The sequence below is a fragment of the Micromonospora sp. CNZ295 genome (assembly GCF_004217535.1).
In genome coordinates this window covers 1,519,494-1,543,477 of record NZ_SHKZ01000001.1, presented here as the reverse complement: position 1 = coordinate 1,543,477, position 23,984 = coordinate 1,519,494, and the positions used below count along the sequence as shown (strand labels likewise).

28 protein-coding genes, 1 tRNA gene and 2 pseudogenes are annotated in these 23,984 nt (G+C 72.9%); 14 read left to right on the top strand and 17 right to left on the bottom strand.

What is annotated here, in order from left to right:
* Nucleotides 1–94: 94 nt before the first annotated feature.
* The 4 genes from EV376_RS07370 to EV376_RS07355 all read left to right on the top strand — a co-directional run bounded on the left by EV376_RS07370 (nucleotide 95) and on the right by EV376_RS07355 (nucleotide 3,218).
* On the top strand, nucleotides 95–637 hold the full coding sequence (locus tag EV376_RS07370) for a PASTA domain-containing protein (protein ID WP_130321380.1): 543 nt from the start codon (nucleotides 95–97) through the stop codon (nucleotides 635–637).
* Nucleotides 638–852: 215 nt separating this feature from the next.
* Complete coding sequence (locus EV376_RS07365) at nucleotides 853–1,530, top strand: FKBP-type peptidyl-prolyl cis-trans isomerase (RefSeq protein ID WP_130328560.1); 678 nt, start codon at nucleotides 853–855, stop codon at nucleotides 1,528–1,530.
* A gap of 145 nt (nucleotides 1,531–1,675) precedes the next feature.
* Entirely contained in the window at nucleotides 1,676–2,533 is an 858-nt protein-coding gene (locus tag EV376_RS07360; RefSeq protein ID WP_130321379.1) for an SCO6745 family protein, read from the top strand.
* A 31-nt stretch (nucleotides 2,534–2,564) separates the two neighbouring features.
* The gene (locus tag EV376_RS07355; RefSeq protein WP_130321378.1) at nucleotides 2,565–3,218 is read left to right on the top strand and encodes an HAD family hydrolase; all 654 of its coding nucleotides are present in this window, start codon (nucleotides 2,565–2,567) and stop codon (nucleotides 3,216–3,218) included.
* 16 nt (nucleotides 3,219–3,234) lie between these two features.
* Here EV376_RS07355 and EV376_RS30100 read toward each other — a convergent pair whose 3' ends face one another.
* Entirely contained in the window at nucleotides 3,235–3,399 is a 165-nt protein-coding gene (locus EV376_RS30100) for a hypothetical protein (protein WP_165437964.1), read from the bottom strand.
* Nucleotides 3,400–3,573: 174 nt separating this feature from the next.
* Here EV376_RS30100 and EV376_RS07350 point away from each other — a divergent pair, with 174 nt between their 5' ends.
* Nucleotides 3,574–4,590, top strand: coding sequence for an NADPH:quinone reductase (locus EV376_RS07350; RefSeq protein WP_130321377.1), 1,017 nt, complete (start codon nucleotides 3,574–3,576; stop codon nucleotides 4,588–4,590).
* Between the two features lie 175 nt (nucleotides 4,591–4,765).
* Here the strand turns inward: EV376_RS07350 and EV376_RS07345 are convergent, their stop codons facing one another.
* Nucleotides 4,766–6,415 carry a fatty acid--CoA ligase gene (locus EV376_RS07345; protein WP_130321376.1) on the bottom strand — a complete coding sequence of 550 codons (1,650 nt, stop codon included), beginning with the start codon at nucleotides 6,413–6,415 and terminating at the stop codon, nucleotides 4,766–4,768.
* Between the two features lie 83 nt (nucleotides 6,416–6,498).
* On the opposite strand from EV376_RS07345, the gene EV376_RS07340 reads away from it, so the two are divergent.
* Nucleotides 6,499–6,990: an NUDIX domain-containing protein gene (locus EV376_RS07340; RefSeq protein WP_130321375.1), complete on the top strand. Its 492-nt coding sequence runs from the start codon at nucleotides 6,499–6,501 to the stop codon at nucleotides 6,988–6,990.
* 90 nt (nucleotides 6,991–7,080) lie between these two features.
* On the opposite strand, the gene EV376_RS07335 is transcribed toward EV376_RS07340, so the two are convergent.
* A complete protein-coding gene (locus tag EV376_RS07335) occupies nucleotides 7,081–8,748 on the bottom strand; it encodes an MDR family MFS transporter (protein ID WP_130321374.1) in 1,668 nt (555 codons plus the stop codon).
* 466 nt (nucleotides 8,749–9,214) lie between these two features.
* On the opposite strand from EV376_RS07335, the gene EV376_RS07330 reads away from it, so the two are divergent.
* On the top strand, nucleotides 9,215–10,222 hold the full coding sequence (locus EV376_RS07330; RefSeq protein WP_130328559.1) for a glycoside hydrolase family 11 protein: 1,008 nt from the start codon (nucleotides 9,215–9,217) through the stop codon (nucleotides 10,220–10,222).
* Between the two features lie 56 nt (nucleotides 10,223–10,278).
* Here EV376_RS07330 and EV376_RS07325 read toward each other — a convergent pair whose 3' ends face one another.
* Nucleotides 10,279–10,830, bottom strand: a complete 552-nt coding sequence (locus EV376_RS07325; protein WP_130321373.1) for a type 1 glutamine amidotransferase domain-containing protein — start codon at nucleotides 10,828–10,830, stop codon at nucleotides 10,279–10,281.
* Between the two features lie 115 nt (nucleotides 10,831–10,945).
* Between EV376_RS07325 and rfaE2 the strand changes: the two are divergent.
* Together rfaE2 and EV376_RS07315 are read left to right on the top strand one after the other, a co-directional pair.
* Nucleotides 10,946–12,775: pseudogene (rfaE2, locus tag EV376_RS07320) on the top strand (D-glycero-beta-D-manno-heptose 1-phosphate adenylyltransferase).
* Complete coding sequence (locus EV376_RS07315; protein ID WP_130321371.1) at nucleotides 12,772–13,647, top strand: glycosyltransferase family A protein; 876 nt, start codon at nucleotides 12,772–12,774, stop codon at nucleotides 13,645–13,647. The pseudogene rfaE2 and the gene EV376_RS07315 overlap by 4 nt, the downstream one beginning before the upstream one ends.
* A 6-nt stretch (nucleotides 13,648–13,653) precedes the next feature.
* Here the strand turns inward: EV376_RS07315 and EV376_RS07310 are convergent, their stop codons facing one another.
* From EV376_RS07310 to EV376_RS07300, 3 genes are read right to left on the bottom strand one after another with little or no spacing between them, the layout of a single operon-like run.
* Entirely contained in the window at nucleotides 13,654–14,757 is a 1,104-nt protein-coding gene (locus EV376_RS07310) for a glycosyltransferase family 9 protein (RefSeq protein ID WP_130321370.1), read from the bottom strand.
* Nucleotides 14,758–14,764: 7 nt separating this feature from the next.
* Entirely contained in the window at nucleotides 14,765–15,301 is a 537-nt protein-coding gene (locus tag EV376_RS07305; RefSeq protein ID WP_130321369.1) for an Hsp20/alpha crystallin family protein, read from the bottom strand.
* Nucleotides 15,302–15,335: 34 nt separating this feature from the next.
* Nucleotides 15,336–15,839 (bottom strand): DUF2231 domain-containing protein, encoded by a 504-nt coding sequence (locus tag EV376_RS07300; protein ID WP_130321368.1) that lies wholly within the window; start codon nucleotides 15,837–15,839, stop codon nucleotides 15,336–15,338.
* Between the two features lie 148 nt (nucleotides 15,840–15,987).
* Here EV376_RS07300 and EV376_RS07295 point away from each other — a divergent pair, with 148 nt between their 5' ends.
* Nucleotides 15,988–16,605: a pyridoxamine 5'-phosphate oxidase family protein gene (locus EV376_RS07295; RefSeq protein ID WP_130321367.1), complete on the top strand. Its 618-nt coding sequence runs from the start codon at nucleotides 15,988–15,990 to the stop codon at nucleotides 16,603–16,605.
* A gap of 115 nt (nucleotides 16,606–16,720) precedes the next feature.
* Nucleotides 16,721–17,170, top strand: a pseudogene (locus tag EV376_RS30760) (SRPBCC family protein); the annotation flags it as partial.
* 356 nt (nucleotides 17,171–17,526) lie between these two features.
* Here EV376_RS30760 and EV376_RS07285 read toward each other — a convergent pair.
* The 4 genes from EV376_RS07285 to EV376_RS07270 form a co-directional block, all read right to left on the bottom strand.
* Nucleotides 17,527–17,937: a VOC family protein gene (locus EV376_RS07285; protein ID WP_207228065.1), complete on the bottom strand. Its 411-nt coding sequence runs from the start codon at nucleotides 17,935–17,937 to the stop codon at nucleotides 17,527–17,529.
* 133 nt (nucleotides 17,938–18,070) lie between these two features.
* Nucleotides 18,071–19,699 carry an isovaleryl-CoA dehydrogenase gene (locus EV376_RS07280; protein ID WP_130321364.1) on the bottom strand — a complete coding sequence of 543 codons (1,629 nt, stop codon included), beginning with the start codon at nucleotides 19,697–19,699 and terminating at the stop codon, nucleotides 18,071–18,073.
* Nucleotides 19,696–20,295: a TetR/AcrR family transcriptional regulator gene (locus tag EV376_RS07275; RefSeq protein ID WP_130321363.1), complete on the bottom strand. Its 600-nt coding sequence runs from the start codon at nucleotides 20,293–20,295 to the stop codon at nucleotides 19,696–19,698. The genes EV376_RS07280 and EV376_RS07275 overlap by 4 nt, the downstream gene beginning before the upstream one ends.
* 89 nt (nucleotides 20,296–20,384) lie before the next feature.
* Complete coding sequence (locus EV376_RS07270) at nucleotides 20,385–20,681, bottom strand: hypothetical protein (protein WP_130321362.1); 297 nt, start codon at nucleotides 20,679–20,681, stop codon at nucleotides 20,385–20,387.
* A 63-nt stretch (nucleotides 20,682–20,744) separates the two neighbouring features.
* On the opposite strand from EV376_RS07270, the gene EV376_RS07265 reads away from it, so the two are divergent.
* Entirely contained in the window at nucleotides 20,745–20,939 is a 195-nt protein-coding gene (locus EV376_RS07265; protein ID WP_130321361.1) for a hypothetical protein, read from the top strand.
* A 5-nt stretch (nucleotides 20,940–20,944) separates the two neighbouring features.
* On the opposite strand, the gene EV376_RS30095 is transcribed toward EV376_RS07265, so the two are convergent.
* Genes EV376_RS30095 through EV376_RS07255 form a run of 3 tightly spaced genes read right to left on the bottom strand, consistent with a single transcriptional unit; the run spans nucleotide 20,945 to nucleotide 21,809 of the window.
* Nucleotides 20,945–21,100 carry a hypothetical protein gene (locus EV376_RS30095; protein ID WP_165437963.1) on the bottom strand — a complete coding sequence of 52 codons (156 nt, stop codon included), beginning with the start codon at nucleotides 21,098–21,100 and terminating at the stop codon, nucleotides 20,945–20,947.
* A gap of 23 nt (nucleotides 21,101–21,123) precedes the next feature.
* Entirely contained in the window at nucleotides 21,124–21,330 is a 207-nt protein-coding gene (locus EV376_RS07260) for a helix-turn-helix domain-containing protein (protein ID WP_130321360.1), read from the bottom strand.
* Nucleotides 21,330–21,809 (bottom strand): DUF2975 domain-containing protein, encoded by a 480-nt coding sequence (locus tag EV376_RS07255; protein WP_130321359.1) that lies wholly within the window; start codon nucleotides 21,807–21,809, stop codon nucleotides 21,330–21,332. The genes EV376_RS07260 and EV376_RS07255 overlap by 1 nt, the downstream gene beginning before the upstream one ends.
* 205 nt (nucleotides 21,810–22,014) lie before the next feature.
* Between EV376_RS07255 and EV376_RS07250 the strand changes: the two genes are divergently transcribed.
* Nucleotides 22,015–22,338 (top strand): DUF6506 family protein, encoded by a 324-nt coding sequence (locus EV376_RS07250; protein ID WP_130321358.1) that lies wholly within the window; start codon nucleotides 22,015–22,017, stop codon nucleotides 22,336–22,338.
* Between the two features lie 129 nt (nucleotides 22,339–22,467).
* Here the strand turns inward: EV376_RS07250 and EV376_RS07245 are convergent, their stop codons facing one another.
* Together EV376_RS07245 and EV376_RS07240 are read right to left on the bottom strand one after the other, a co-directional pair.
* On the bottom strand, nucleotides 22,468–22,794 hold the full coding sequence (locus EV376_RS07245) for a hypothetical protein (RefSeq protein ID WP_130321357.1): 327 nt from the start codon (nucleotides 22,792–22,794) through the stop codon (nucleotides 22,468–22,470).
* A gap of 74 nt (nucleotides 22,795–22,868) precedes the next feature.
* A complete protein-coding gene (locus EV376_RS07240; protein ID WP_130321356.1) occupies nucleotides 22,869–23,174 on the bottom strand; it encodes a hypothetical protein in 306 nt (101 codons plus the stop codon).
* Between the two features lie 77 nt (nucleotides 23,175–23,251).
* Here EV376_RS07240 and EV376_RS07235 point away from each other — a divergent pair, with 77 nt between their 5' ends.
* Complete coding sequence (locus tag EV376_RS07235) at nucleotides 23,252–23,815, top strand: tyrosine-type recombinase/integrase (protein ID WP_130321355.1); 564 nt, start codon at nucleotides 23,252–23,254, stop codon at nucleotides 23,813–23,815.
* A 17-nt stretch (nucleotides 23,816–23,832) separates the two neighbouring features.
* Here EV376_RS07235 and EV376_RS07230 read toward each other — a convergent pair.
* Nucleotides 23,833–23,906: transfer RNA gene (locus EV376_RS07230), tRNA-Thr, on the bottom strand.
* Nucleotides 23,907–23,984 lie beyond the last annotated feature (78 nt).

The window sequence follows — 23,984 nt, the reverse complement described above, 5'->3', positions numbered from 1 at the left end:
GATCCACTCGTGCTGACTTGATCGGACGGCCGGTCGGCCGGAATAGCTGCTTGGGCGTTCAACTATTGCCGGTGAGAAAGTCAAGATCTCGATCGTGACTAGCGAACCCCCTACCACCCCCTTCCCGCCCGAACAGCCGCCCGGCCAGCCGCCCTTCGCGCCGGCTCCGCCTCCGAAACGGAAACTGGGCACCGGCGCGATCGTGGCGATCGTCCTCGGCGCGGTGGTGCTCGGCTGCTGCGGACTGGGCGCCATCGCCGCGATCGTCGGCGAGGACAGCGAGCCGACCGCCCAGTCGAGCCCTTCCGCTCAGGCGGCGGTGGCGTCCGTCGCCCCGACCACCTCCGCGCCCGCGCCGGTCCTCACCACGCCGAGCAGCGTGGCCACGACCGAGCCGGCCCCCTCGCCGACGCCCACGACGGTCGTGATGCCGGACCTGGTCGGCATGAACGCCGCCGTGGCGCAGGACAAGCTCCGGAAGCTCGGCATCACCAACGTCCAGCTGGGCAGCCAGGACAAGAACGACACCCTCGTGCTCCTGGCGGCCAACTGGACGGTGACCAAGCAGTCCCACAAGAAGGGCAGCAAGGTCGACGTCACGGACCTCGTCGTACTGACCTGCACCAAGGAAAGCTGACCTGGCCCGTCCGGTGCCGGCGGGGCGTCCGGGCCCGGCCGGCACCGGGCGTCCTCAGCCCCGGCGGAATCCGCCGTCGCGGGGAGCACCCGGGAACCGACTTCGTGGTGGTGCCGGGAACGGCGTGACGCCTGCGCCCGATGCGGCGACGGTGCAGGAGGCACGGAGGGGCTCCGGGCGGGTACCGTGTGCGTCGGCCATCCCCCCGGCACCCGGTGCCGGCCACCACCTTCGAGCAGGGAGTCGACGCGGTGAGCGAGCGTACGCAGAACCGGGCACAGAAGTCGGAGCGGCGGCTGGCCGCGCAGCTGGCGGCGCAGAAGGCGGCCGAGGCCAAGCGGCGCCGGCAGGCCTGGGCCGGCGGCGTCGCCGGGATCGCCGTGGTGGCGATCCTGATCACCGTGTTCGTGCTGGTGGACCGGGGTAAGGACGACGCGGCGGACCAGGCCGCGGGCAACCCGTCGGCGAGCGCCTCCGCCCCGGCCGCCGGCGGTGCCGGCGCCCCGCTGCCGGAGGGGGCCGACCCGGCGCTGAACTCCAAGCCGACCGTGGCGGCGGGCAACGGCGAGCTGACGAAGCTCGTCGTCACCCCGCTGATCGAGGGCACCGGCCCCGAGGTGAAGCAGGGTCAGAACATCACCACCAACTACGTGGGCGTCTTCTACGCCGACGGCAAGGAGTTCGACTCCTCCTGGTCCCGTGGGGAGCCGGCGAGCTTCGCGATCGGCGTCGGGCAGGTCATCCCGGGCTGGGACCAGGGCCTGGTCGGGGTGACCGTCGGCAGCCGGGTGCAGCTGGACATCCCCGCGGAGCTGGCGTACGGCAACGACGCGTCGAGCGGCCGGCCGACCGGCCCGCTGCGCTTCGTCGTGGACGTGCTGGCCGCCCAGTGACCCGGCCGCACCGTCTCGGGGTGCCACCCCGGGGCGGTGCCGTTGCCCACAGAGGGCTTCCGACCCGTCACCTTCCGGCAGTAGCTTCAGCGTCACCCCGGGCGCCCCGCCGACCGGGGTGACCCGAGCGGACGCGGAGGTGCACGTGACGGACGACCCGGGGCGGATCGCCCGGTTGATGTGGACCCACTTCGAGCCGGTCCACGCGGTGACCTACTTCCATCCCCGCGCCCGGGCCGCCTACGAGGCGGTCGGCCTGCGCGGCTACTGGCGGGGTTACTTCGCCGGCCGGTCCGCGCCGCTCGGCGCGACCGAGGCGGCGCCGGTGGTGGCCGCCTTCTACAACTTCGCCCCGCACATGGTGCGGCGTGCCCTGCCGGCGGTCTGGAAGCTGGCCACCCCGCAGGAGGCGCTGCGGGCCCGGCTCACCGGCGCCGTCCAGGCGCTCGCCGAGCTGACGTACGAGCTGCCCGAGTCGCACCTGGCGGAGGCCGCCGACCTGCTGGAGGCCGCGGCGGCCGAGGTCGAGGTGGCCGGCCGGGTGCTGGGCGCGGCGAACGCGGCGCTGCCCCGCGGCGAGTACCCGCTCGCCCGGCTCTGGCAGGCCGCCACCACGCTGCGCGAGCACCGGGGGGACGGGCACGTCGCGGCGCTGGTCGCCGCCGACCTCGACCCGGTGGAGACGCTCGCCTGGCGGGTCGCGGTCGACATGTCACCGGCCAACCTGCTGGGTCGGGGCTGGACCGAGGAGCAGTGGGCGGCGGCCCGGGGCCGGTTGGTCGAGCGGGGTTGGCTCACTCCGGAGGGCGAGCCGACCGAGCGGGGTCGCGCCGGGTTCCGCGCCGTCGAGGACGCCACCGACGCGGCCGCCGCCCGGCCGTGGCGGGCGCTCGGCGCGGCGCGTACCGAGCGGGCCCGCGAGTTGCTCGACCCCGTCGCGCGGGCCGGCCACACGGTCATCCCGCCGGGTAGCCCGATCGGCCTGCCCGCGCTGCAGAGCTGACGCCCCGGCCCCGGTCCGGCAGGATGGGTACGTGGCGGACGCGGTGATCTTCGACCTGGACGGCGTGATCGTGGATTCCGAGCCGGTCTGGGAGGAGGTCCGGCGGGCGTACGTGGCCGCGCACGGCGGCACCTGGCAGGCCGACACGCAGCGCCGGCTGATGGGCATGAGCACCGGCGAGTGGTCCCGCTACCTGAGTGCGGAGCTGGGCGTCGACCGGACGGCCGAGCAGGTCGCCGCCGAGGTCGTCGACGAGATGACCCGGCGGTACGCGGAGCGCGTACCGCTGATCGACGGCGCCGACGACGTCGTGCGCCGGCTGGCCGGGCGGTGGCCGCTGGGTCTGGCCAGCTCGTCCCCGACCCGGCTGATCGGGGCGGCGCTGGCCGCGACCGGCCTCACCGACGTGTTCGGCGCGATGCTGTCCACCGAGGAGACGGCGCACGGCAAGCCCGCGCCGGACGTCTACCTCGCCGTCGCCGCGCGGCTCGGCGTCGATCCGGCCCGCTGCGTCGCGGTGGAGGACTCGTCCAACGGGGTGCGATCCGCGGCCGCCGCGGGGATGGCCGTGGTGGCGGTGCCGCACGGGTCGTACCCGTTGGACCCGGACGCCGGGCGGCTCGCCGCGGTGGTGCTCGGGTCGATCGGCGAGCTGACCCCGGAGACGGTGGCGGCGCTGGGCTGACGCTCCGGCGGTGCGGTCAGATCGACCGGCTCCGGCTCGACCGGGGCAGGAACCGGCGGGCCGCCTGCTCCCCGCCCGGTCCGGCCGCTGCCGACCTGCCCTCCGGGCCGGTTCCGGCATCCGCCGGCCACCCGGCGCCGCAGGCCGGTTCGGCGTCCTTCTCCAGCAACCTGTGACGCATGTCCCCATCCCTCCCGCGAACTACCTCGTTGTACGGTTTCCGGGGCCGCCGGGATCGGTGTGCGCGGTCGTCGTCCCGCCGGGATCGGGTGCGGCGCGAACACCTGGGGCCGGCATGAGCGGGGGCCGGCCGGGTACGGCAGCGGCGCACCGCGGCACAGGTGAGGAGACGGGGATGAAGGCGATCGTGTACGAGCGCACCGGTGACCCCTCGGTGCTGCAGCTGGTCGACCGGCCGGTGCCGGAGCCCGGCCCCGGTGAGGTGCTGGTCCGGGTGGCGGTCTCCGGGGTGAACCCGACCGACTGGAAGGCGCGGCGGCAGTGGCCGCTGCCAGCCGGTTGGCAGACGCCCGGTCAGGACGGCGCGGGTGTGGTGGAGGCGGTCGGCGAGGGCGTCGACCAGCAGCTCATCGGCGAGCGGGTCTGGCTGTGGGAGGCCGCGTGGCAGCGGCCCTGGGGGACCGCCGCCGAGTACACGGTGGTCCCGGTCCGGCAGGCGGTACGCCTCGGCGACGCCGCCTTCGACCTCGGCGCCTGCCTGGGCATCCCGTTCCTGACCGCGCACCGGTGCCTGACCGCGGGTGAGTACCTGCCGGACGCGCTGCACGCGGGCGCCCTCGGCGATCACACGGTGCTGGTGCAGGGTGGGGCGGGTGCCGTCGGCAACGCGGCGATCCAGCTCGCCCGTTGGGCCGACGCCTGCGTGATCGCGACGGTGAGCAGTGCGGAGAAGGCGCAGCTGGCGGCGGCGGCCGGGGCCGACCTCGTGATCAACTACCGCGAGCAGGACGTGGTCGAGGAGGTCCGCAAGGTCGCGCCCGACGGGGTCCACACGATCGTCGAGGTCTCCGCCGCGCGCAACGCCGCCACCGACGTCCAGCTGCTCCGGCCGGGCGGCGCGGTCTGCGTGTACGCCGACGACGGCGGCGCCGAGGTGACGCTGCCGATCCGGCCGCTCATGGTGCCGAACGCGCGCTGGCAGTTCGTGCTGGTCTACACCGAGCCGAAGGCGGCGAAGGCGCAGGCGGTGCGGGACGTGGCGGCGGCGGTGGCGCAGGGCGGCATCCGGGTCGGTGAGGACGCGGGCCTGCCGTTGCACCACTACTCGCTGGCGGCGGCCGCGGCGGCGCACCAGGTGGTCGAGGACGGTGTCGTCGGCAAGGTGCTGATCGGCACCACGGACGAGGGCTGACCTGGGCTTTTTTCCCATCAGCGGGACAGAGGCGAACAAGTTTCGCAAGAATGACGGTGCGGGTCGCCCCGCATGGAACGGGCGGCCCCGGCGCGGTGCGAACGCCGGGGCCGCCCCTGGGGAGGGATGCCTCAATGAGCCCCTGCCCCAATAGGCGACGGGGTGCCGGAAAACGTTACGGCGCGGTGAGTTCGCGAACCTCCAGGCCGCCTTCGGCGTACCGGGAACGGACCACCTTCTTGTCGAACTTGCCCACGCTGGTCTTCGGCACGGCGTCGATGACCGCCCACCGCTCGGGCAGCTGCCAGCGGGCCACCGAGCCGGCGAGGAACTCCCGCAGTTCCTCGGCGCCGGTGGCCGCGCCTTCCCGGAGCACCACCGTGGCCAACGGCCGCTCGCCCCAGCGCTGGTCCGGTACGCCCACCACGCAGGCCTCGACCACGTCCGGGTGGGCCATCAGGGCGTTCTCCAGCTCGACCGAGGAGATCCACTCCCCGCCGGACTTGATGACGTCCTTCGCGCGGTCGGTCAGCGTGATGAACCCGTCCGGCGACAGGATGCCGACGTCACCGGTCCGCAGCCAGCCGTCCCGGAACTTCTCCTCGTCCGGGGTGTCGTCGCCGACGTACCGCCCGGTCACCCACGGCCCGCGCACCTCCAGCTCGCCCACCGACGCCCCGTCGGCGGGCAGCGGCTCGGCCAGCGGGCCGACGATCCGGGCCTCGACGCCGGCCGGCACCCGGCCCTGGGTGTAGCGGTAGCGCCAGGCCTCCGCGCCGTCCACGCCGGCCGGCGGGCGGGCCACCGAGCCCAGCGGCGAGGTCTCGGTCATACCCCAGGCGTGGATGACCCGGATGCCGTGGCGCTCCTCGAACGCGTGCATCAGCGCCGGCGGGCACGCCGAACCGCCGACGATCACCTCCGCCAGCGAGGCGGTGTCGACGTCGTGGCTGTCCAGGTACGCGAGCAGGTCGGTCCAGATGGTCGGGACGGCACCGGCCAGGGTGGGCTGCTCGGCGGAGATCATCTCGGCGATCGGCGCGGCCTGGAGGAAGCGGTCCGGCATGATCAGCGAGGCGCCGGAGAGGAACGCCGCGTACGGCAGGCCCCACGACATGGCGTGGAACATCGGCACGATGGCGAGCACCCGGTCGCGCGGCCCGAGCCCGAACGACTCCGGCATGCAGACCTGGAGGGAGTGCAGGTAGATCGAGCGGTGCGAGTAGGCCACGCCCTTGGGGTTGCCGGTGGTCCCGGAGGTGTAGCAGAGGGCGGCGGCGTCGCGCTCGTCCACCTCCGGCCAGTCGTAGGTGTCCGGCCGGCCGTCCAGCAGGGCGTCCCAGTGGTGTACGGCGATCCGGTCGCCGGCCGCCGCGACCAGCGGCGCGGGGTCACCGCCGCCGACCACCACCACGTGCCGGACGGTGGTCATGTCACCGATGACCCTCGCGAGCAGCGGGATGAGCGTCGTGTCGACCAGGATCACCCGGTCCTCGGCGTGGTTGGCGATGTAGGCGACCTGGTCGGGGAAGAGGCGGATGTTGAGGGTGTGGAGCACCGCGCCCATGCTGGGCACGGCGAAGTACGCCACCAGGTGCTCGGTGTTGTTCCACATGAAGGTGGCGACGCGCTCGTCACCGGTCACGCCGCACTCGTCGCGCAGCGCGTGCGCCAGCCGGGCGGCCAGCCGGCCGACTTCGGCGTACGTCGAGCGGCGGGGCTCGGCACCGGTCCAGGTGACCACCTCGGCCGTGCCGTGCACGGTGGAGCCGTGATCGAGGATCCGGGAGACCTGGAGGGGGGCGTCCATCATCGTGCTACGCATGGGTAACAAGCTAGTGTCGCCGGTCACAGCTTGGGAACCCCGGAACTCCGGACCAACCCGGGGAAGCTGCGTAGATTGTCCGGGTGAGCATCTCCTGGGCAGACTCCTACGTCGGGCAGCTGCGCGCCCTCGCCGGGGACCGGACGCTGATGTTCGTCGGGGCCCGCGCGGTGGTCCGGGACAACGCCGGCCGCGTCCTGCTGATCCAGCGCTCCGACAACGGCCAGTGGGCCATGCCGGCGGGGGCGATGGAGCTGGGCGAGTCGATCGCCGACTGCGCGGTCCGCGAGGTCCGCGAGGAGACCGGGCTGCGCGCCCTGCGGGTGAGCGCGTTCGCCCTCTACACCGGCCCGGACCGGACCCACACCAACATGTACGGGCACACCTACCAGATCTTCACCACCGCGTTCCGGGTCGAGGAGTGGGACGGTGAGCTCGCCCGGGTCACCGACGAGACCAGCGACGCCGGTTTCTTCCACCGCACGCACCTGCCGAGCCCGCTGTCGGCCAGCGTCCCGGAGACCCTGGCCGACCTGGACGTCTTCGAGCAGACCAACCGCCTGATCCTGAAGTAACGGCAACCCCGCCACCTGCCGTCCGACGACGCAGCACCGCCGCGCCCGCCGGCGCGTACGAGCCACCCGCCGTCCGCGCCCGGCTTCCGGTCACAGCAGGGTCTGCGACCTGGCCTCCATGTCGGCGGCGGCCTCCTCCTTCGACTCCCTCGCCAGCGGCTTGCCGCCGGCCGCCGGCGCCACACCGCCCAGGCCGTCGGTGCCACCGGTCGCGCCCCGCGGCCCCGCCCCGCGCAGCTTCTCGTCCGGCAGCAGCAGCGTGACCAGCACCGCCACGATCGCGATCAGCCCGGCGGTGAGGAACACCAGGTCCAGCGCCGTCACGAAGGATCCCTGGACGGCCTCCCGCACCGGCCCGGGCAGCGCGAGGATGGTGGCCGGATCGTTGACCGACACGTCGGCGCCGCCGCTCGCCGCCACCGCGGCCCGCTGCTCGGGCGGGAGCTGGGCGATCGCGCCGGGCAGCCGGCCGGCCAGTTCGGACGTGAGCCGGGACGACAGCACCGCGCCGAGGATGGCCACCCCGAACGACCCGCCCAGCGACCGGAAGAACGTCGCGGCGGAGGTGCCCGCGCCCAGGTCCCGCGTCGACACCGCGTTCTGCACCGCGAGGACCAGCGACTGCATGCACAGGCCGAGGCTGATACCGATCACCACCATGAAGCCGAAGGCGATCCAGAGGGACGTCCGTACCTCGAGTCGGGTGAAGAGCAGCATCCCGGCCAGCAGCACCACCGACCCGGCGACCGGGAACCACTTGTAGCGGCCGATCCGGCTCATCGCCCGGCCGGTCAGCACCGAGGTGACGATGACCCCGGCCATCATCGGCAGCATCAGCAGGCCGCTGCGGGTCGGCGAGGCGCCCTTGACGATCTGCAGGTAGAGCGGAATGAAGATGATCGACCCGAACATCACCAGGCCCAGCACGAAGCCCGCCGAGTTGGCCAGGGCGAAGGTCGCGCTGCGGAACAGCCGCAGCGGCAGGATCGGCTCGGCCACGCGGGCCTCCTGGAGGACGAACAGCGTCCCCAGCACCGCCCCGGCGACGAAGAGCCCGATGATCACGCCGGAGCTCCAGGCGTACTCGTTGCCGCCCCAGCTCAACGCGAGCAGCAGGCTGCTCACCCCGGCCACCAGCAGCGCCGCGCCGACCCAGTCGATCGCGTGCTTCCGGCGCTCGAAGGGGACCAGCCGCAGCACCCGCGAGCACACCACGATGGCCAGGATCGCCAGCGGCACGTTGATGTAGAAGATCCACCGCCAGTCGGTCTCGGCGAAGTACCCGCCGACCAGCGGGCCGGCCACCGACGAGACCCCGAAGACCGCGCCGAAGAGGCCCTGGTAACGGCCCCGCTCCCGGGGCGACACCACGTCCGAGATGATGGTGAACGCGAGTGTCAGCAGACCACCGGCGCCCAGGCCCTGCACACCCCGGGTGACGATCAGCTGGGTCATGTCCTGCGACAGGCCGGCGAGCAGCGAGCCGAGCAGGAACGTCCCGATCGAGAAGAGGAAGACCGGCCGGCGTCCGTACAGGTCGGCCATCTTGCCGTAGAGCGGGGTCGAGGCGGTCGACGCGAGCAGGTACGCCGTCACCACCCACGAGTAGTGGTTGATCCCGCCCAGTTCGCCGACGATGGTCGGCAGGGCGGTGCCCACGATGGTCTGGTCCAGCGCGGCCAGCAGCATGCCGGTCATCAGGCCGAGCATCAGCAGCCGGATCTGGCGCGCGGTCAGCACCGCGGTCTGGGTCGTCATTCCGGGTTCTTTCCCGGCCTGCCCGGAACATGCGCGCCGAGCCCGCTGCGCCACTACCGCTCCGGTCCCGACGGATCGGGCCGGGACCATGCGCTCCGGGCGGCAGGACGAGCGGCGGCGCGGCGTTACCAGACCACCGGAAGGCATCCGGAATTTTCACTCATTGCACAGCTGGTCTGGCCGCCCGGTCATCGGTGATGCGACGCCGCCCTGGTCAGTGACCTGCGAATACCCATTATCGTCGCTCCGGAAGCGTCCCGGAAGTTTCCCGGAAGTTATTGACATGACCACGCCGTCACGCGACAGTCTTTCATCGAAACATCTATGAACGTCGGTTTGTTCGGCCGGGCCCCGGCGCCGGGCCGGCCGGGCCACCGCCGCCGCTCCGCACCGGCCACGGACCGCGTCGTCGGTGTCGCCACACCGCCTGGCCTGCCGGCCGGGCTCCACAAGGAGGTACATGGACATGTCCGAGGCTCCCGCTCACCCCAGGCGTCGCACCCGCAGGGCGATCAAGCTCGTCGTCGGTGCCGCCTCCGCGGTCGCGCTAGCCGTGACCGGCGCGATGTGGGCCGGCACCGCGCACGCCGAGGCGGACCGGGTCATCACGTCCAACACGACGGGCACGCACAACGGCTACTTCTTCTCGTACTGGAAGGACAGCGGCAACGTCACGATGACGCTGGGTGCCGGCGGCAACTTCCGGGTCCAGATGAGCGGCATCAACAACTGGGTCGGCGGCAAGGGCTGGAACCCCGGCAGCAGCAACCGGGTCGTCAACTACTCCGGCACCTTCAGCCCGAACGGCAACGGTTACCTGGCCCTGTACGGATGGACCAGGAACCCGCTCATCGAGTACTACGTCGTGGAGAACTTCGGCAGCTACAACCCCAGCACCGGCGCGACCCGGCTCGGCTCGGTGAGCAGCGACGGCGGCACCTACGACATCTACCGCACCCAGCGGGTCAACGCGCCGTCGATCGACGGGACCGCGACGTTCTACCAGTACTGGAGCGTCCGCCAGCAGAAGCGCAGCAGCGGCACCATCACCGTCGCCAACCACTTCAACGCGTGGCGCAACTTCGGCCTGAACCTCGGCACGCACAACTACCAGATCATGGCCGTCGAGGGCTACCAGAGCAACGGCAGCTCGAACATCACCGTCAGCGAGGGCGGCGTCGTCAACCCGCCGCCGACCACCCCCGGCGGCGGCTCCGGCAGCTGCACCGTCAGCGTCAACCGCGGCCAGGAGTGGAACGACCGGTTCAACGTGAACATGTCGGTCAGCGGCAAGACCTCCTGGACCGTCACCATCAGGCTGAACGGCGGCCAGAGCCTGCAGAACAGCTGGAACGCCTCCATCTCGGGCACCTCCGGCACGCTGACGGCCCGACCCAACGGCAACGGCAACAACTTCGGCATCACCCTCTACAAGAACGGCAACAACACCACACCGACCGCCACCTGCGCGTAGGGCTGGCCGAGCCCGGGGAGTGCCGGCGTACGGCACCCCCGGGCTCGGGGGCGTGCTCAGTGCGGGCCTTCGGCGAACTCCTCGATGATCTTGGCGCAGAAGGCCGGGAGGTCGTCGGGCTTGCGGCTGCTGACCAGGCCGTTGTCCGTCACCACCGGCTCGTCGACCCAGGTCGCGCCGGCGTTCGTCAGGTCGGTACGCAGGCTCGGCCAGCTCGTGATCCGGCGGCCGCGCACCACGTCCGCCTCGACCAGCGTCCACGGCCCGTGGCAGATCACCCCGACCGGCTTGCCGGCCTCGAAGAACGCCCTCACGAAGCGCACCGCATCCGGGTCCGTGCGCAGGAAGTCCGGGTTGGCCACACCGCCCGGCAGCACCAGCGCGTCGTACCGCCCGGCGTCCGCGTCGGCCGCGGTCACGTCGACGTCGTACGTCTTGCTCTGGTCCAGATGGTTGACGGACTGGATCGACCCGGGCTTCAGCGAGACCAGCTCGACCGTCGCACCGGCCTGCTCCACCGCTTCGCGGGGCTGGGTGTACTCCACCTCCTCCACGCCGTCGGCGGCGAGGAACGCGATCCGCTTGCCCTCAAGTGTCGTCGCTGCCATCTCGATCCTTCTCCTCTCCGGGGTTACCTTTCGTCGGTTCCCGCCGCCTCCGGCACGAAACGCGGCGGCCGTCACGCCAGGTTTGACCCGGCGGACCGGGGGGACCCCGAAGGGCATGGCAGGAGCAGCAGCGGAACAGCGCCGGCTCGCCGCCGTGGTGGAGAGCTGGCTGGGGCGCCCCGTCCTGGTCCTCGGGGACGCGATGCTCGACGAGTGGCGGTTCGCCGAGTCCGACCGGCTCTGCCGGGAGGCGCCGGCCCCGGTGCTCACTCTGCGCCGGCGGATCTCCGCAGCCGGCGGGGCGGCGAACACCGCCGTGAACATCGCCGCGCTCGGCGGACGGGCCGCGCTGGTCGCACCAGTCGGCGCGGACGTGGCCGGCGACGAGCTGCACGACTGCCTGGACCGGGCGGGCGTCTGGGACCGGACGGTCAGCCATCCGAGCCGCCCGACGCCGGTGAAGCGGCGGATGCTCGCCGGCAACCAGATCCTGCTCCGGGAGGACTCCGGCGACCCGGACGACCCGCTCGACCACGAGGGGGTGGCCCGGCTGCTCACCGCGCTGGACTGCGCCACCGAGGAGCTGCGCGCCGCGGGTGGCGAGGCCCCGACGCTGGTGGTCTGCGACTACGCGCTGGGCGCCCTGCCCGCGCCGGTACGCTCCTGGCTGGTGAACAACCGGGAGCGGTACGCGACCGTCGCGCTCGACGCGCACGACCTCGCGGACTGGCGCGGCCTCGCGCCCACGGTGGTCACCCCGAGCTTCGCCGAGGCCACCCGGCTGCTCGCCCGCGCGGCGGCCCGGCCGGCCGGCGACGACCTGCACCTGGACCACCCCGACGGCGACCCGTCCGACGGCCCGTCCGAGCTGACCGTGGGCGTGGCGCCCGGCGACGGCTCGTCCGCCCGCCTCGGCCTCGCCGGGGACACCACCCGCCTGGCAGCCGCCGGCCCCGGGACCACCGGCGGGATCAGCGGCCCCGGCGGCGCCGGGCACCTCGGGCCGACCGGCGAGCCCGGCCCCGGCGAGGACCGGATCGCCCTGACCGGCGACGGGCTCAGCGTCGCCGGCACGGGGCTGACCGTGGGCGGGGGCGAGGGCGTGGACCGGGCGGTGCTCGCCGAGTCACGCCTGGCCGAGCTGCGGGAGCACACCGGCGCGGACGTCGTGGCGGTCACCCTGGACACCGACGGCGCGGTGGTCGCCGGGCCCGACGGCGAGCCCAGCCGCAGCCATAGCACCCCGGTGCCGGCGAGCCACGCCGTCGGCGCCGGTGACGCGTACCTGGCGGCGATGACGCTCGCGCTGGCGGCCGACGCGCCGCTGCCGACCGCCGCGCAGCTCGCCCAGCTCGCGGCCACCATCACGGTCTCCGAGACGGGCACCTGCGTGTGCCGGCGGACGGACCTGCTCACCGCGCTCGACTCCCCGGTCGACGAGGGCCGGCCGGCGGTCGTCGACGCCACCGAGCTGGCGACGATCGTCGGGCAACACCGCCGGGCCGGCCGCTCGGTGGTCTTCACCAACGGCTGCTTCGACGTGCTGCACCCGGGCCACGTCCGGTACCTGGAGCAGGCCCGCGCGCTCGGCGACCTGCTGGTGGTGGCGGTGAACTCCGACGGCAGCGTACGTCGCCTGAAAGGCGCGGACCGGCCGGTGAACCCGGTCGAGGACCGCGTGGCCCTGCTGGCGGCACTGTCCTGCGTGGACCATGTGGTGGTCTTCGAGGAGGACTCCCCGGCCCGGCTCATCGAGACCGTACGGCCCGACGTCTACGTCAAGGGCGGCGACTACCCGCCGGAGATGGTGCCGGAGGCACCGCTCGTGCGCCGGCTCGGCGGCCAGGTACGCACCCTCGGGTACGTGGCGGACCGCTCCACCTCGGCGATCATCGACCGGATCCGCGCCCACGGCGCCCACTCGACGGTGACGGAGCAGGCGTGAACCGACCGCTCGACCTCGGCGCGCCCGACCGGTTCCGCGCCGACCGGCAGCTCGACGTCCTGATCCCCACCCGGAACCGGCCGGCCGAACTGGCGGTCACCCTGTCCGGGTTGGCCGCGCAGGAGGGCGTGGGGGACTTCGGGGTGGTGGTCAGCGACCAGTCCGACGGCGAGCCCGCATACGCGCATCCGGCGGCGGCGACCATGGTCCGGGCGCTGCGCCACCGGGGACACCCGGTGCTGCTGACCCGCCGGCTGCCCCGGCGTGGCCTGGCCGAGCACCGCGCCTCGCTGCTGGCCGCCTCGGCCGCCCGGTACGTGCTCTGCCTCGACGACGACGTGTGGCTGGAACCGGGGACGCTGCGCCGGCTGGTCACCGTGATCGGGGAGCTGGGCTGCGGCTTCGTCGGCAACGCCGTGCACGGTCTGTCGTACGTCGACGACGTTCGGCCGGAGACGCACCGGCACTACGAGGAGTGGGACGGGCCGCCGGTGCCGGAGCGGGTCCGACCGGGCACCCCGGAGTGGCAGCGCGCGTCGATCCACCCGGCCGCGAACCTGCTGCACGTGACCGAGCAGCTGGACCTGCCGCCGGGGGCCTGGCGGGCGTACAAGGTCTCCTGGATCGGCGGGTGCGTGCTGTACGACCGGACGAAGCTGGTGGACGCGGGCGGCTTCGACTTCTGGCAGCGGGTGCAGGAGAACCACCAGGGCGAGGACGTCGCCGCCCAGCTCGCCGTGCTGGAGCGGCACGGCGGCGCCGGCGTCCTGCCCAGCGGGGCGTACCACCTGGAGTCGCCGACCACGGTCACCGAGCGCGAGGTGGAGGCGTGGGAGGTGCTCCTCGGGGAGGACGCTCCCCAGCCCGCCTGACCGCCCTCAGGCGAGCAGTTCGCGGGCGGCCTCCAGCACCTCGATCGTCGGCACGTCGGCCACGAACGAGTCGCGGTGCGCGCACTCGCCGTCCCCCGGGCGGTGCGGGTAAATGCCCGGGGTGCAGTCGACACCGCAGACCGGGCAGTGCACCCGCCACGAGCTGATCGGGCGGTGCCGGCCGCGCAGCGGGTTGGCCGTGTTGATGAGGTTGCCGACCCAGTAGACGCCGACGGTCGCGGTGCCCAGGGCCGCCGCCAGGTGCACCGGGCCGGTGTCGTTGGAGATCACCAGCGCGCAGCCGGCGTAGGCGCCGGCGAGCCCGCCCAGACTGAGCACGCCGACCAGCGGCCGTACCGCCACCCCGGCCACCGTGACCACCCGGTCCACCACCTCCTGCTCGGCGGGCGTGCCGGTGACCAGCACCTCGTACCCGTCGCCGTGCAGCTCCCGGGCCACCTCCGCGAACCGCTCCGGCGGCCAGCGTCGCCGCGGGTCGGTGGCGCCCGGGTGCAGCGCGACGCGGGGCCGGTCCGCGGGGCCGAGCACCTCGGCCGCCTCGGCGCGGTCGGCGTCGGTGACGGCGAGGGTCGGGACGATCGTCGTGGCCGGCGCGCCCACCAGCGCCGCCACCTCCAGGTAGCGGATCACCTCGTGCTGGTAGTAGACGTACCGGAGCCAGCGGTCCAGCGGCGGCGCGTCGTCGGCGCGCAGGCCGGCGGTGACCCGCGCGCCCAGGCCGGCGACGACCGGGTTGGAGTTGGCGCCGCCGCCGTGGACCTGCAACGCCAGGTCGAAGCGCTCCTTGCGGGCGGCCGCGAGGAAGTCCGCCAGCGCCGACTCGGGCTCGCCGGGCTCCGGGGAGCGGATCCCCGGCGCGGGCGGGATCACCAGGACGCGGTCCACCGGGCCGGGCCGGTCGCGCCACAGCTTCGCGTGCCACGGCGCGCCGAGCAGCACGATCTCCGCTTCCGGGTACGCGGACCGCAGCGCCTCCAGCGCCGGCAGGACGAAGATGAAGTCACCGAGCGCGTTGGCCCGCAGCACGGCGATCCGCTCGACGTCGGGTACGCGCTCGGCGACCGGGCCGAGCAGGTGCGGGGCGACCACGCGACCCCTACGGCCGGTCGATCTCGGTGTCCGGCTGGTGCAGCTCCCGGTCCGCGGCCGGGTCGACCGGCTTCGGCGTACCGGTGGTGGGGCCGCGGACGCCGGTGCGGCCGACGGTGATGGTGCGCGGCGCGGGCCGGGCGGCCCGGGGCAGCCGGACCCGGAGCAGGCCGTGGTCCATCACCGCGTCGATGGCGTCCGGGTCGACCCGGGACGGCAGGTCCACCCGGTACTCGAAGCCACGGGTCTCGAAGCCGCCCGGGATGCCGTGGTCGGCGTTGACCTCGGCCTCCGACCGGGCCCGGACGCACAGCTCGCGGTCGTCCAGCTCGACCGCCACCTCCTCGGGCGCGACGCCGGGCAGGCGGACGACGACCTCCCAGCCGTCGGCCGTCTCGTTCAACTCCAGGTCGGGTGGGCCGGAACGGCCGCCGACGAGCCGGCTCAGCTCGGACCGCAGCGACTGCAGCTCCCCCATCGGGTCCCAGCCCTGCTGCCGGCCACGCCAGCCCCGGCCGGACGCACCACCGCTCTGTTCGCTCATGCCGGCCCTCCGTCCCGTCCCGGCCCGCGCCCGCTCATGACGCCTCGCCGATCCGGCTGGCCGACGGGGACCGCAGGGAACTGGGCGCGTTCAGGTTGGCCTCGCGGTCCACGCCGACGCCGAGCCGGTCGACCAGTTCCCCACCGAGCCAGGCGCTGACCCCGAGGATGGCCAGGGCGACGACCTCGATCGCGATCAGCGCGCCGCCGGCGTCCCGGGAGTCGGCGTTGAGCCGGACCACCCAGACCGCGGCGAAGAGCAGGACCACCGCCAGGTTCGCGGCGGCGTGCGTGACCCCCACCCGCTTCGCACGCGTGCCGGTGGGGATGGCGAGCAGGTCGACGGCTCCGGCGGCCGCGGCCAGCAGGCCGCCGATCAGGCCGACGGCGATGTTCCAGTACGCGACCTCGCCGAGGAAGTCGGGGCCGCCGACGGTATTGATGACGTCGAAGAGCACCGCGGTCACGAACAGGGCGACCGGGAACGTCACCAGCATCGGGTGGACGGGGTGACCCAGCACCTTGATACGGCTCTCCATGGCCGGGCCTCCACAGTTCGGTCCGCTGGCAGGTCGGGAAGGCGGTACCCGTGCTCGCGGCGGGCAAACCTCGCCCTGCTCGGACCGCCTAGGCTGTCGGTGGCGGGCCATGCCGCCACCTGGGTTCAACGGACGGGGGGAGGGTCGCGTGACGGTGCAGATCACGACTCACGAGGAGCTACGGGAGCTGTTGGGCGTCCCGGCGCCCCGGGCCGCCGCGAAGGAGCGGACACGGCTGCACGAGCGGGACCGGCAGTGGCTGGCCGCTTCCCCGTTCTGCCTGATCGCCACGGCGGGTGCGGACGGCACCTGCGACGTCTCGCCGAAGGGCGACCCGCCCGGCTTCGTCCGGGTGCTGGACGACACGACGATCGCCGTCCCGGAGCGGCCCGGCAACAAGCGCGCCGACGGCTACCGCAACATCCTGGACAATCCGCACGTCGGGTTGATCTCCCTGATTCCCAGGCGCACCGACACCCTGCGGATCAACGGGCGGGCCCGGCTGGTCCGCGACGCTCCCTACTTCGACGACATGACGGTCAACGGGCACCGGCCGGTGCTCGCGGTGGTGGTCGAGATCGAGCAGATCTTCTACCACTGCGCGAAGGCGTTCCTCCGGTCGGAGCTGTGGCGGCCGGAGACCTGGGCGCCGGAGGTGCTGCCGTCCCGGGCGCGGCTGGTCAAGGAGGTCGAGGCGCCGGCGGAGAGCCTGGCCGACCTGGAGCGCCACTACGGCCCGGAGTACGCCCGCCGCCTGTACGTCTGACCACGGTCACGTTTGAGCTGGCAGCCGAGGGTACTGACTTCCCTTTGACGGACCGCCCCCGCCGGTGTTCGTCGAACGTGCCGGGCGGTCGGAGCTGACCAGGAGGTTCAAACCCATGACCACGAAGGTCGAGAAGTCCATCGAGGTGCGGGTGCCCGTCCGCACCGCCTACAACCAGTGGACGCAGTTCGAGGAGTTCCCGAAGTTCATGGGCGGCGTCCGCGAGGTTCGCCAGCTCGACGACCGGCGGATGCACTGGATCGCCGAGATCGCCGGCGTCCGGCGCGAGTGGGACGCCACGATCCTGGAGCAGGTGCCGGACCGCAAGGTCGCCTGGGCGGCGACCGAGGGCGCGACCAACGCCGGCGCCGTCTACTTCCAGCCGGTCGGCACCGACCGCACAATGGTCCGGCTGCACCTGGAGTACGAGCCGGAGGGCCTGGTCGAGAAGGCCGGCGACAAGCTGAACGTCGTCGAGCGGCAGGCCGAGTCGGACCTGGCGAAGTTCAAGTCGTTCATCGAGAGCCAGGGTGCCGAGACCGGCGCCTGGCGCGGCACCGTCGACACGGGTGCCGGTGTCGGTACGCCGGGCGTCGAGTACGCGGCCGGCACCCAGGGTGACAGTGGCAAGGCCGGCGTCTCCGGCAAGGCCGTGGCCGCCGGCGCGGCGGTGGCCGGCGCGGCGGCCGCGGGGGCGGCGGCCGCGGCGAAGCACCGCTCCGGCGACGAGGACGAGCCGACGCCGACCACGGAGCCGGAGTACGTGGTCACCGATGTCCCGGAGAGCGGCGTCGCCACCTACCCGCCCGAGCCGCGCCGCGGCAGCTGACCACCGTTTCGCCTGACCGGGCCCGGTCTGCCGGGCCCGGTCAGTGCTGTCCGCCCGGCCCACGCCGGCGATCAGTTCCCGGCGCGTCCGAGTCAGGCCGCCCGCGGCTGGACCGTCACCATCCACAGGTGGCCGTCCGGGTCGGCGAACGTGCCCGCGTACCCCCAGGGTTGTGGGCCCGGGGCGAGCGTGACCCGCGCCCCGGCGGCCCGCGCCCGCTCGACGGCCCCGTCCACCTCGGCCTCGGTCGCGACGGCGAAGCTGAGCAGGCACTCGTTCGTCCCCGGGGCCGTGACCTGGTGCGGGCTGGTCACCCAGCCGAAACCGCCGGTGGGAATGAACATGAGGCGGAGCCCGTCGTTGACGACGAACTGCAAGGGCTCCGGGAGGCCGTCGTCGGCCGGCTCGCCGATCGCGGCCAGGCCGAGGGCCTCGACGTAGAAGCGGTACGAGACGGCGCGGTCGGCGGTGGGCAGGCTGACGACGACGGGTGCGTTCGGCACGTGACTGACCTCCAGGCTGGGACGGGACACCCAGGATGGACCAGCCCGCGCACCGGAACTCATCGTCAGGGGTCCGCCGGGCGGTCCCCGCGTTCGGCAGTCAACCGGATGCGGTTGACTGTCATCAATGTCGTCAGCCCAGCTTCGGCGTCGCCCGGTCGATGATCGCGGCGTGGTCGACGCCGGCCGGCAGCGTCCCGTACGCGTAGCCGTGCTCGCCGCCCAGCCGGGACGCGCAGAACGCGTCGGCGACGGCCGGGTGACCGTGCCGGACCAGCAGCGAGCCCTGCAGGACGAGGGCCAGGCGCTCCACCAGGTGCCGGGCCCGCAGTTCCGCCTCGGCCGGGTCGGTCAGGTCCGCGCGCAGCCGCCGGACCGCGGCGTCCAGCCGCGCGTCTCCGCCGGCCGCCGCGTCCACCTCGGCCTCGAACGCGGCCAGGACCTGCGGCTCCCGGGTCAGGGCCCGCAGGACGTCCAGCGCGGCCACGTTGCCCGAGCCCTCCCAGATCGAGTTCAGCGGCGACTCGCGGAACAGCCGGGGCATGCCGGACTCCTCCACGTACCCGTTGCCGCCCAGGCACTCCAGGGCCTCGGCCGCGTGCCCGGGCCAGCGCTTGCAGACCCAGTACTTGCCGACCGCGAGGGCGAGCCGCTTGACCGCGGTCTCCCCGGCGTCACCCCGCGCCGAACGGTCCGTCGCGCCCGCCAGCCGCAGCATGAGTACGGTGGCCGCCTCGGACTCGACCGCCAGGTCGGCCAGGACGTTGCGCATCAGCGGCTGGTCGACCAGGTAGCGGCCGAACGCCTGCCGGTGCGCCACATGGTGGGCGGCCGTGATGAGCCCCTGCCGCATCCCGGCGGCGGCGCCGATGAGGCAGTCGAGCCGGGTCAGGTTGACCATGTCGATGATCGTGCGGACGCCGCGGCCCTCGTCGCCGACCCGCCAGGCGAGCGCGTGCTCGTACTCGACCTCCGACGAGGCGTTCGACCGGTTGCCGAGCTTGTCCTTGAGCCGCATCAGCCGCATCGGGTTGCGGGTGCCGTCGGGCAGCACCCGGGGCACCAGGAAGCAGGTGAGCCCACCGGGCGCCTGGGCGAGGGTGAGGAAGAGGTCGCACATCGGCGCCGAGGTGAACCACTTGTGCCCGACGAGCCGGTAGGTGCCGTCCGGTTCGGGCCGGGCGGTGGTGGTGTTGGCGCGGACGTCGGAGCCGCCCTGCTTCTCGGTCATCGACATGCCGGCCAGCAGCCCCCGCTTGCCCAGCGGTGACCGCAGCCCCGGGTCGTAGGTGGACGCGGCCAGCAGCGGCTCGTACCGCTCGGCCAGCTCCGGTGCGTGCCGCAGCGCGGGCACGGCCGCGTACGTCATCGAGATCGGGCAGCCGTGGCCGGCATCCGGCCGCCACGTGTAGAACTTCGCGGCGCGGGCGACGTGTGCGCCCGGCCGGTCGTCGGCCCAGGGCGCGGCGTGCAGGCCGTGGGTGACGGCGGTCCGCATCAGCTCGTGCCAGGAGGGGTGGAACTCCACCTCGTCCACCCGGTGGCCGTACCGGTCGTGGGTCCGCAGCACCGGCGGGTACTCGTTGGCCAGCCGCCCGTGCTCGATCGCCTCCGCTCCGCCCCCGAGCCGGCCGAGCTCGTGCAGCTCGCCGATCGCCCAGCCGGCACCCTCCCGCTCGACCCCCGTCAGCAGCGCCGGGTCGTCCGCCGCGTCGTAGCCGACCAGCGGCGGTACCTGGTTGAACACCTCGTGCGTGGTCACGATGACACTCCCAGTGCGCGGTGGATGAATCGGGTGAGGCCGGGGATGGTGTCCGGGCCGGCCACCCCGGCGGCCAGCGGGCCGACCATGGCCTCGGCGAGGGCGCCGACCAGCGCGGTGGCGGTCAGCTCCGGGTCCTGCGGGGGCAGCTCGCCGGACGCCACGCCGTCGGCCACATAGCCGGCGATCAGCTCGGCGTGGGCCCGGCGGAAGACCAGCCGCTGCGCGTCGACCGCCGGGTCGACGGGTTCGGCCAGCAGCGCGTACGCCAGGCGCGGCGACTGCAGCGCACGACCGGCGAAGGTCGCGACGACGGCGGACAGCCGGGCGGCCGCCGTACGCTCCCGGCCGGCCGCGCGGGCGACGGCGTGGATCTCCCGCTGCGACGCCGCCCGGAACACCTCGGCGAACAGCTCGGCCTTGGTGGGGAAGTGCCGGTAGACGCTGCCGGTGGCGATGCCGGCCCGCTCGGCGACGGCCGCGACCGTGCAGCCGGCGTAACCGTGCTCGGCCATGATCTCCAGCGCCGCCGCGATCGTCCGCTCGCGCGACGCGGTGAGCCGAGCCTTGACCCGCTCGGTCGTCCGGTACGCCACGCAAGAATTGAATCACCGTTCACTTCTTGCCGGCAAGGGGCACGAGCTGCCACCACCGGCACTGGGGGTCGCCGGGGCGGCAGCCGGCGTCAGGCGGCCCGGCGCTCCTGGAGCAGGTTCGCCAGTGGATCGACCAGGTCCGGCCGGTCGTGGAGGAGGTCGTCGAACCGCACCCGCCAGACGCCCGACTCCACGGCCCTCGACTCCAGGTCGTGGCGTGCGATCAGGCGGTCGCGGGACTCGCGCACCAGCTGCCCGTAGGGCTGGCCGGCGTGCGCGTCGAGCCAGTCGGCGTAACGAACCGTCCGCGCCGGGTCGTCCGGGGCACCGACGACGGCCCGGGCCGCGTCCCAGGCGAGACGCGGGACGTGCGTCTTCACAGGCATGGATCGATTCTCGTCCCGGCGCCGCCGGTCCGACAAGAACCGAAGGGCTCTAGATTCGGAGGAATGAATTTCAGATCGTCCCGGGCCGACACCGTACGGGCGTTCGGCACCCTGTCGCTGTTCGCCGGCTTCGTGATCTCGTTGCTCACGAGCGGCAGTGACTACGACGGGCACGAGCCGCAGATCCTCGCGGCCTTCCTGGTCGTGACCGGAATCGGCCTGCGGATCGAGGCCGCGATCACCGATCGCGCCCGCTGACCGGGCTACCGGCGGCGTCGGGCGGCCCGCACGGCGAGCACGACGGCGCCGACGACCAGCACGACGCCGATCAGCTGGAGGCCGGGCGAGTCGTCGCCCTCGCCGTACACGATGGCGGCGACGCCGACCGCGACGGCGAGGGCGGCGAGGACGTAGCTCATGACGGACTCCTTCTCCGGCCGGTTCATTCCTCGACGTACTCGAGCAGGTCGCCGGGCTGGCAGCCGAGCACCCGGCACATCGCTTCCAGAGTGCTGAAGCGGACGGCCTTGGCGCGGCCGTTCTTCAGCACGGCCACGTTCGCCGGGGTGAGCCCGACCCGCTCGGCAAACTCACCGACGCTCATCTTGCGCTTGGCCAGCTCGACGTCGATGCGCACGACGATGGGCATCAGATCACCGCCTCCATGTCGGTGCGCAGCGTGGTGGCCTGCCGCAGCAGCGCGCGCATGACCACCATCAGGAGCCCCAGCACGGTGACACCCACGACCATCAGGAGCAGCAGGAGCGGCAGTCCGGGGTCTTCAGCGTTGAAGCCGACGTAGAGGAACACGCCGAGCAGCACCACCCACGCGGCACCGATCGCCCACACGATCGCGTCCACCCACACGAGGGAGTCCTCGCTGAAGATGCGGTCGTTCTTGACCCGGGTGAGCAGCTTCCAGGTGGACACGATCACCACCTGGACACACAGCACCAGGAACACCGACACGGCCGTCGCCGGCCACCTGAGGTACGCGAAATCGGGGGACTCCTCGGCCATGTGCGCGAACTGCCCGGGCAGCGACATGGTCTGGAGCAGCACCAGGATCCCGAACAGCAGGACGAGGAAGACCCGGAGGGCGGCTACCGCCCGACGTTCTGTGAACACACATCGACTATCAGCTAGAACCTATCGATTGTCAATCGGCGGCCGGGGCGTGCTTGCCGGCCTGCGCCCCGACTGGCTGCACTGCCGGCGTCCCGCCTTGACCTCAACCTGACTTGAGCTCCTAGGTTCTCCTGCACGCGTGTCGGCCGCCGCGCACCGAAGGTGAACCGGATCGGGGATCCGTGATGAGGACTGGAGACGTGACGTGACCGTCAGTTGGGCGTACATCTTCGAACAACCCGATACCGATCCGGTTGCGGACCGCGTGGTCATCGACCGTGGCGGGCAGCGGACGTTCCTGGTGCCGGTGCCGGAGGCGACGCTGGCTCCCAGCGCGGCGGCCGCCCTCGTCGAGGAGGGAGTTGCCCTGATCGAGCTGTGCGGCGGCTTCAGCCTGGCCGCAGCCGCGGAGGTCGTCGCCGCCGTCGACGGTCGGATCCCCGTTGGGCATGTGGCCTTCGCGGTGGACTCGGTACGGGGCGCGGCCGCGTACAGCGAGCAGTTCGACAGCGAGCAGGCAACCTCCTGACCCCCGAAGGTGGTCGGCCGACTCCTGCGCAAGCTGTCACCGGCCTCGGCGGCCACTCGCCGGGCAGTCCCCGAACCGTAGGACACGGTCCCGCTCGGTGACCGACCTGGACGTGCTCATGCTCGATGTCTAGCGCCGGAGCAGGACGAGCCCTCCCACCGCAGTCATCACGAGGAGTAGGGCCACCGCGAACAGAGCACGTCCTACCGCGATGGGCACGGGCACGAGAAACGGTGCCTGCTGGAGGAGCACGCTCGCACCGAGCAGGGCGACACAAGCACCGTGGCGGACAGGCTGGGATCGCTGGCTCGCCGTCAAACGCGCAACCCGCACCCAGGTCACCGGAAACCGTCGTGTCGCCGCGACACGCACCCCGAACATGACCAGGACAAGGCCGAGTACGACGACAACCAGGCGCAGGGCGACCCACACCGGCTCTGGATCAGCCACGCTCATGCGACCGATCATCCACGTGATGTCAAGGCCACGGGGCGGTCGCCGCACGGGACAAGGACACGAGCGGGATTGCCTTACGGGAACTTATGGCAGTAGTGGTCGTGGTATTTGGGCCAGAAGGCGAACAGCAGCCGTCGGTCGGAGGGGTCGGACACCAACCTCCAGCCCGACTCGCGGGCGACCACCTCGTAGGTGCCTCGGATCTCCGCGTCCGACAAGCCGCTGCGATACTCGACCGTTACCGCGCCGTACGTCTGGCTCTCACTGCCGGGACCGGTTTCGGTGCACGGCTGTAGCGTCGCTGGCCCAGCAACCGGTGACGCGCCTGCCCCAACCTTGGCCAAGCCTGCTCGCCGACCATCATCGGCCTCGTCGTTCACGCCGCCACCGTACGGATTGGTAGCCACGCTGTGAAGATCTCCTACGGGCTGCTGGTGCGGTTCCTGCCTACCCCGGGTTGCGGTGGGGTGAGGCGTCGGCGCTGCGGGTGTCGCGGCTGGATCTGCTGCGGCGTCGGGTCACGGTGGCCGTGGCGTTCGCAGAGGTTGGCGGGGAGCTGGTGGAGGGCACGCCGAAGAACCACCAGCGCCGGTCGGTGCCGATCCCGCGCTTCCTCGTCGACGAGCTGGCCGCGCAGGTCGCCGGGAAGCGCCGGGACGAGCTGGTGCTCACCGCCCCGCACGGCGGGCCGCTGCGCAACACCAACTTCCGGACTCGGGTCTTCGGGCCGGCGGCGGCGTCGGTCGGGCTGGCCGGGCTGACTCCCCACGACCTGCGGCACACGGCGGCGAGTCTGGCGGTGGCGGCGGGCGCGAACGTCAAGGCGGTGCAGCGGATGCTCGGGCACGCCTCGGCGTCGATGACGCTGGACGTGTACGCGGGGCTGTTCGGTGACGACCTGGACGCCGTTGCCAACCGGCTGGACGAGGCGGTCGCGGCGCGGGATGCGGACCATTTGCGGACTGGCACGGCCGGCGGCGACGTGATCGACCTCCGGAAACGGCGAAGCCCAGGCCGTTGACCTGGGCTTCTACTCTGAGCCGCCTGACGGAATCGAACCGTCGACCTACGCATTACGAGTGCGTCGCTCTAGCCGACTGAGCTAAGGCGGCAACGATCAGCAAGTGTACGCCACCCCCGGCGTGCCGCCGAACGGGATCCCCGCCAGGTCGCGGTTCCGGACACGCCGC

What these genes read in the sequence shown, in the direction of transcription:
- EV376_RS07330 (WP_130328559.1), top strand. Translation starts at nt 9,215, where the DNA reads ATGTCCGAGGCTCCCGCTCACCCCAGGCGTCGCACCCGCAGGGCGATC.
- EV376_RS07350 (WP_130321377.1), top strand. Translation starts at nt 3,574, where the DNA reads ATGAAGGCGATCGTGTACGAGCGCACCGGTGACCCCTCGGTGCTGCAG.
- EV376_RS07265 (WP_130321361.1), top strand. Translation starts at nt 20,745, where the DNA reads ATGAATTTCAGATCGTCCCGGGCCGACACCGTACGGGCGTTCGGCACC.
- EV376_RS07270 (WP_130321362.1), bottom strand. Translation starts at nt 20,681, where the DNA reads ATGCCTGTGAAGACGCACGTCCCGCGTCTCGCCTGGGACGCGGCCCGG.
- EV376_RS07300 (WP_130321368.1), bottom strand. Translation starts at nt 15,839, where the DNA reads ATGGAGAGCCGTATCAAGGTGCTGGGTCACCCCGTCCACCCGATGCTG.
- EV376_RS07325 (WP_130321373.1), bottom strand. Translation starts at nt 10,830, where the DNA reads ATGGCAGCGACGACACTTGAGGGCAAGCGGATCGCGTTCCTCGCCGCC.
- EV376_RS07345 (WP_130321376.1), bottom strand. Translation starts at nt 6,415, where the DNA reads ATGCGTAGCACGATGATGGACGCCCCCCTCCAGGTCTCCCGGATCCTC.
- EV376_RS07335 (WP_130321374.1), bottom strand. Translation starts at nt 8,748, where the DNA reads ATGACGACCCAGACCGCGGTGCTGACCGCGCGCCAGATCCGGCTGCTG.
- EV376_RS30100 (WP_165437964.1), bottom strand. Translation starts at nt 3,399, where the DNA reads ATGCGTCACAGGTTGCTGGAGAAGGACGCCGAACCGGCCTGCGGCGCC.
- EV376_RS30095 (WP_165437963.1), bottom strand. Translation starts at nt 21,100, where the DNA reads ATGAGCTACGTCCTCGCCGCCCTCGCCGTCGCGGTCGGCGTCGCCGCC.
- EV376_RS07245 (WP_130321357.1), bottom strand. Translation starts at nt 22,794, where the DNA reads ATGAGCGTGGCTGATCCAGAGCCGGTGTGGGTCGCCCTGCGCCTGGTT.
- EV376_RS07305 (WP_130321369.1), bottom strand. Translation starts at nt 15,301, where the DNA reads ATGAGCGAACAGAGCGGTGGTGCGTCCGGCCGGGGCTGGCGTGGCCGG.
- EV376_RS07260 (WP_130321360.1), bottom strand. Translation starts at nt 21,330, where the DNA reads ATGCCCATCGTCGTGCGCATCGACGTCGAGCTGGCCAAGCGCAAGATG.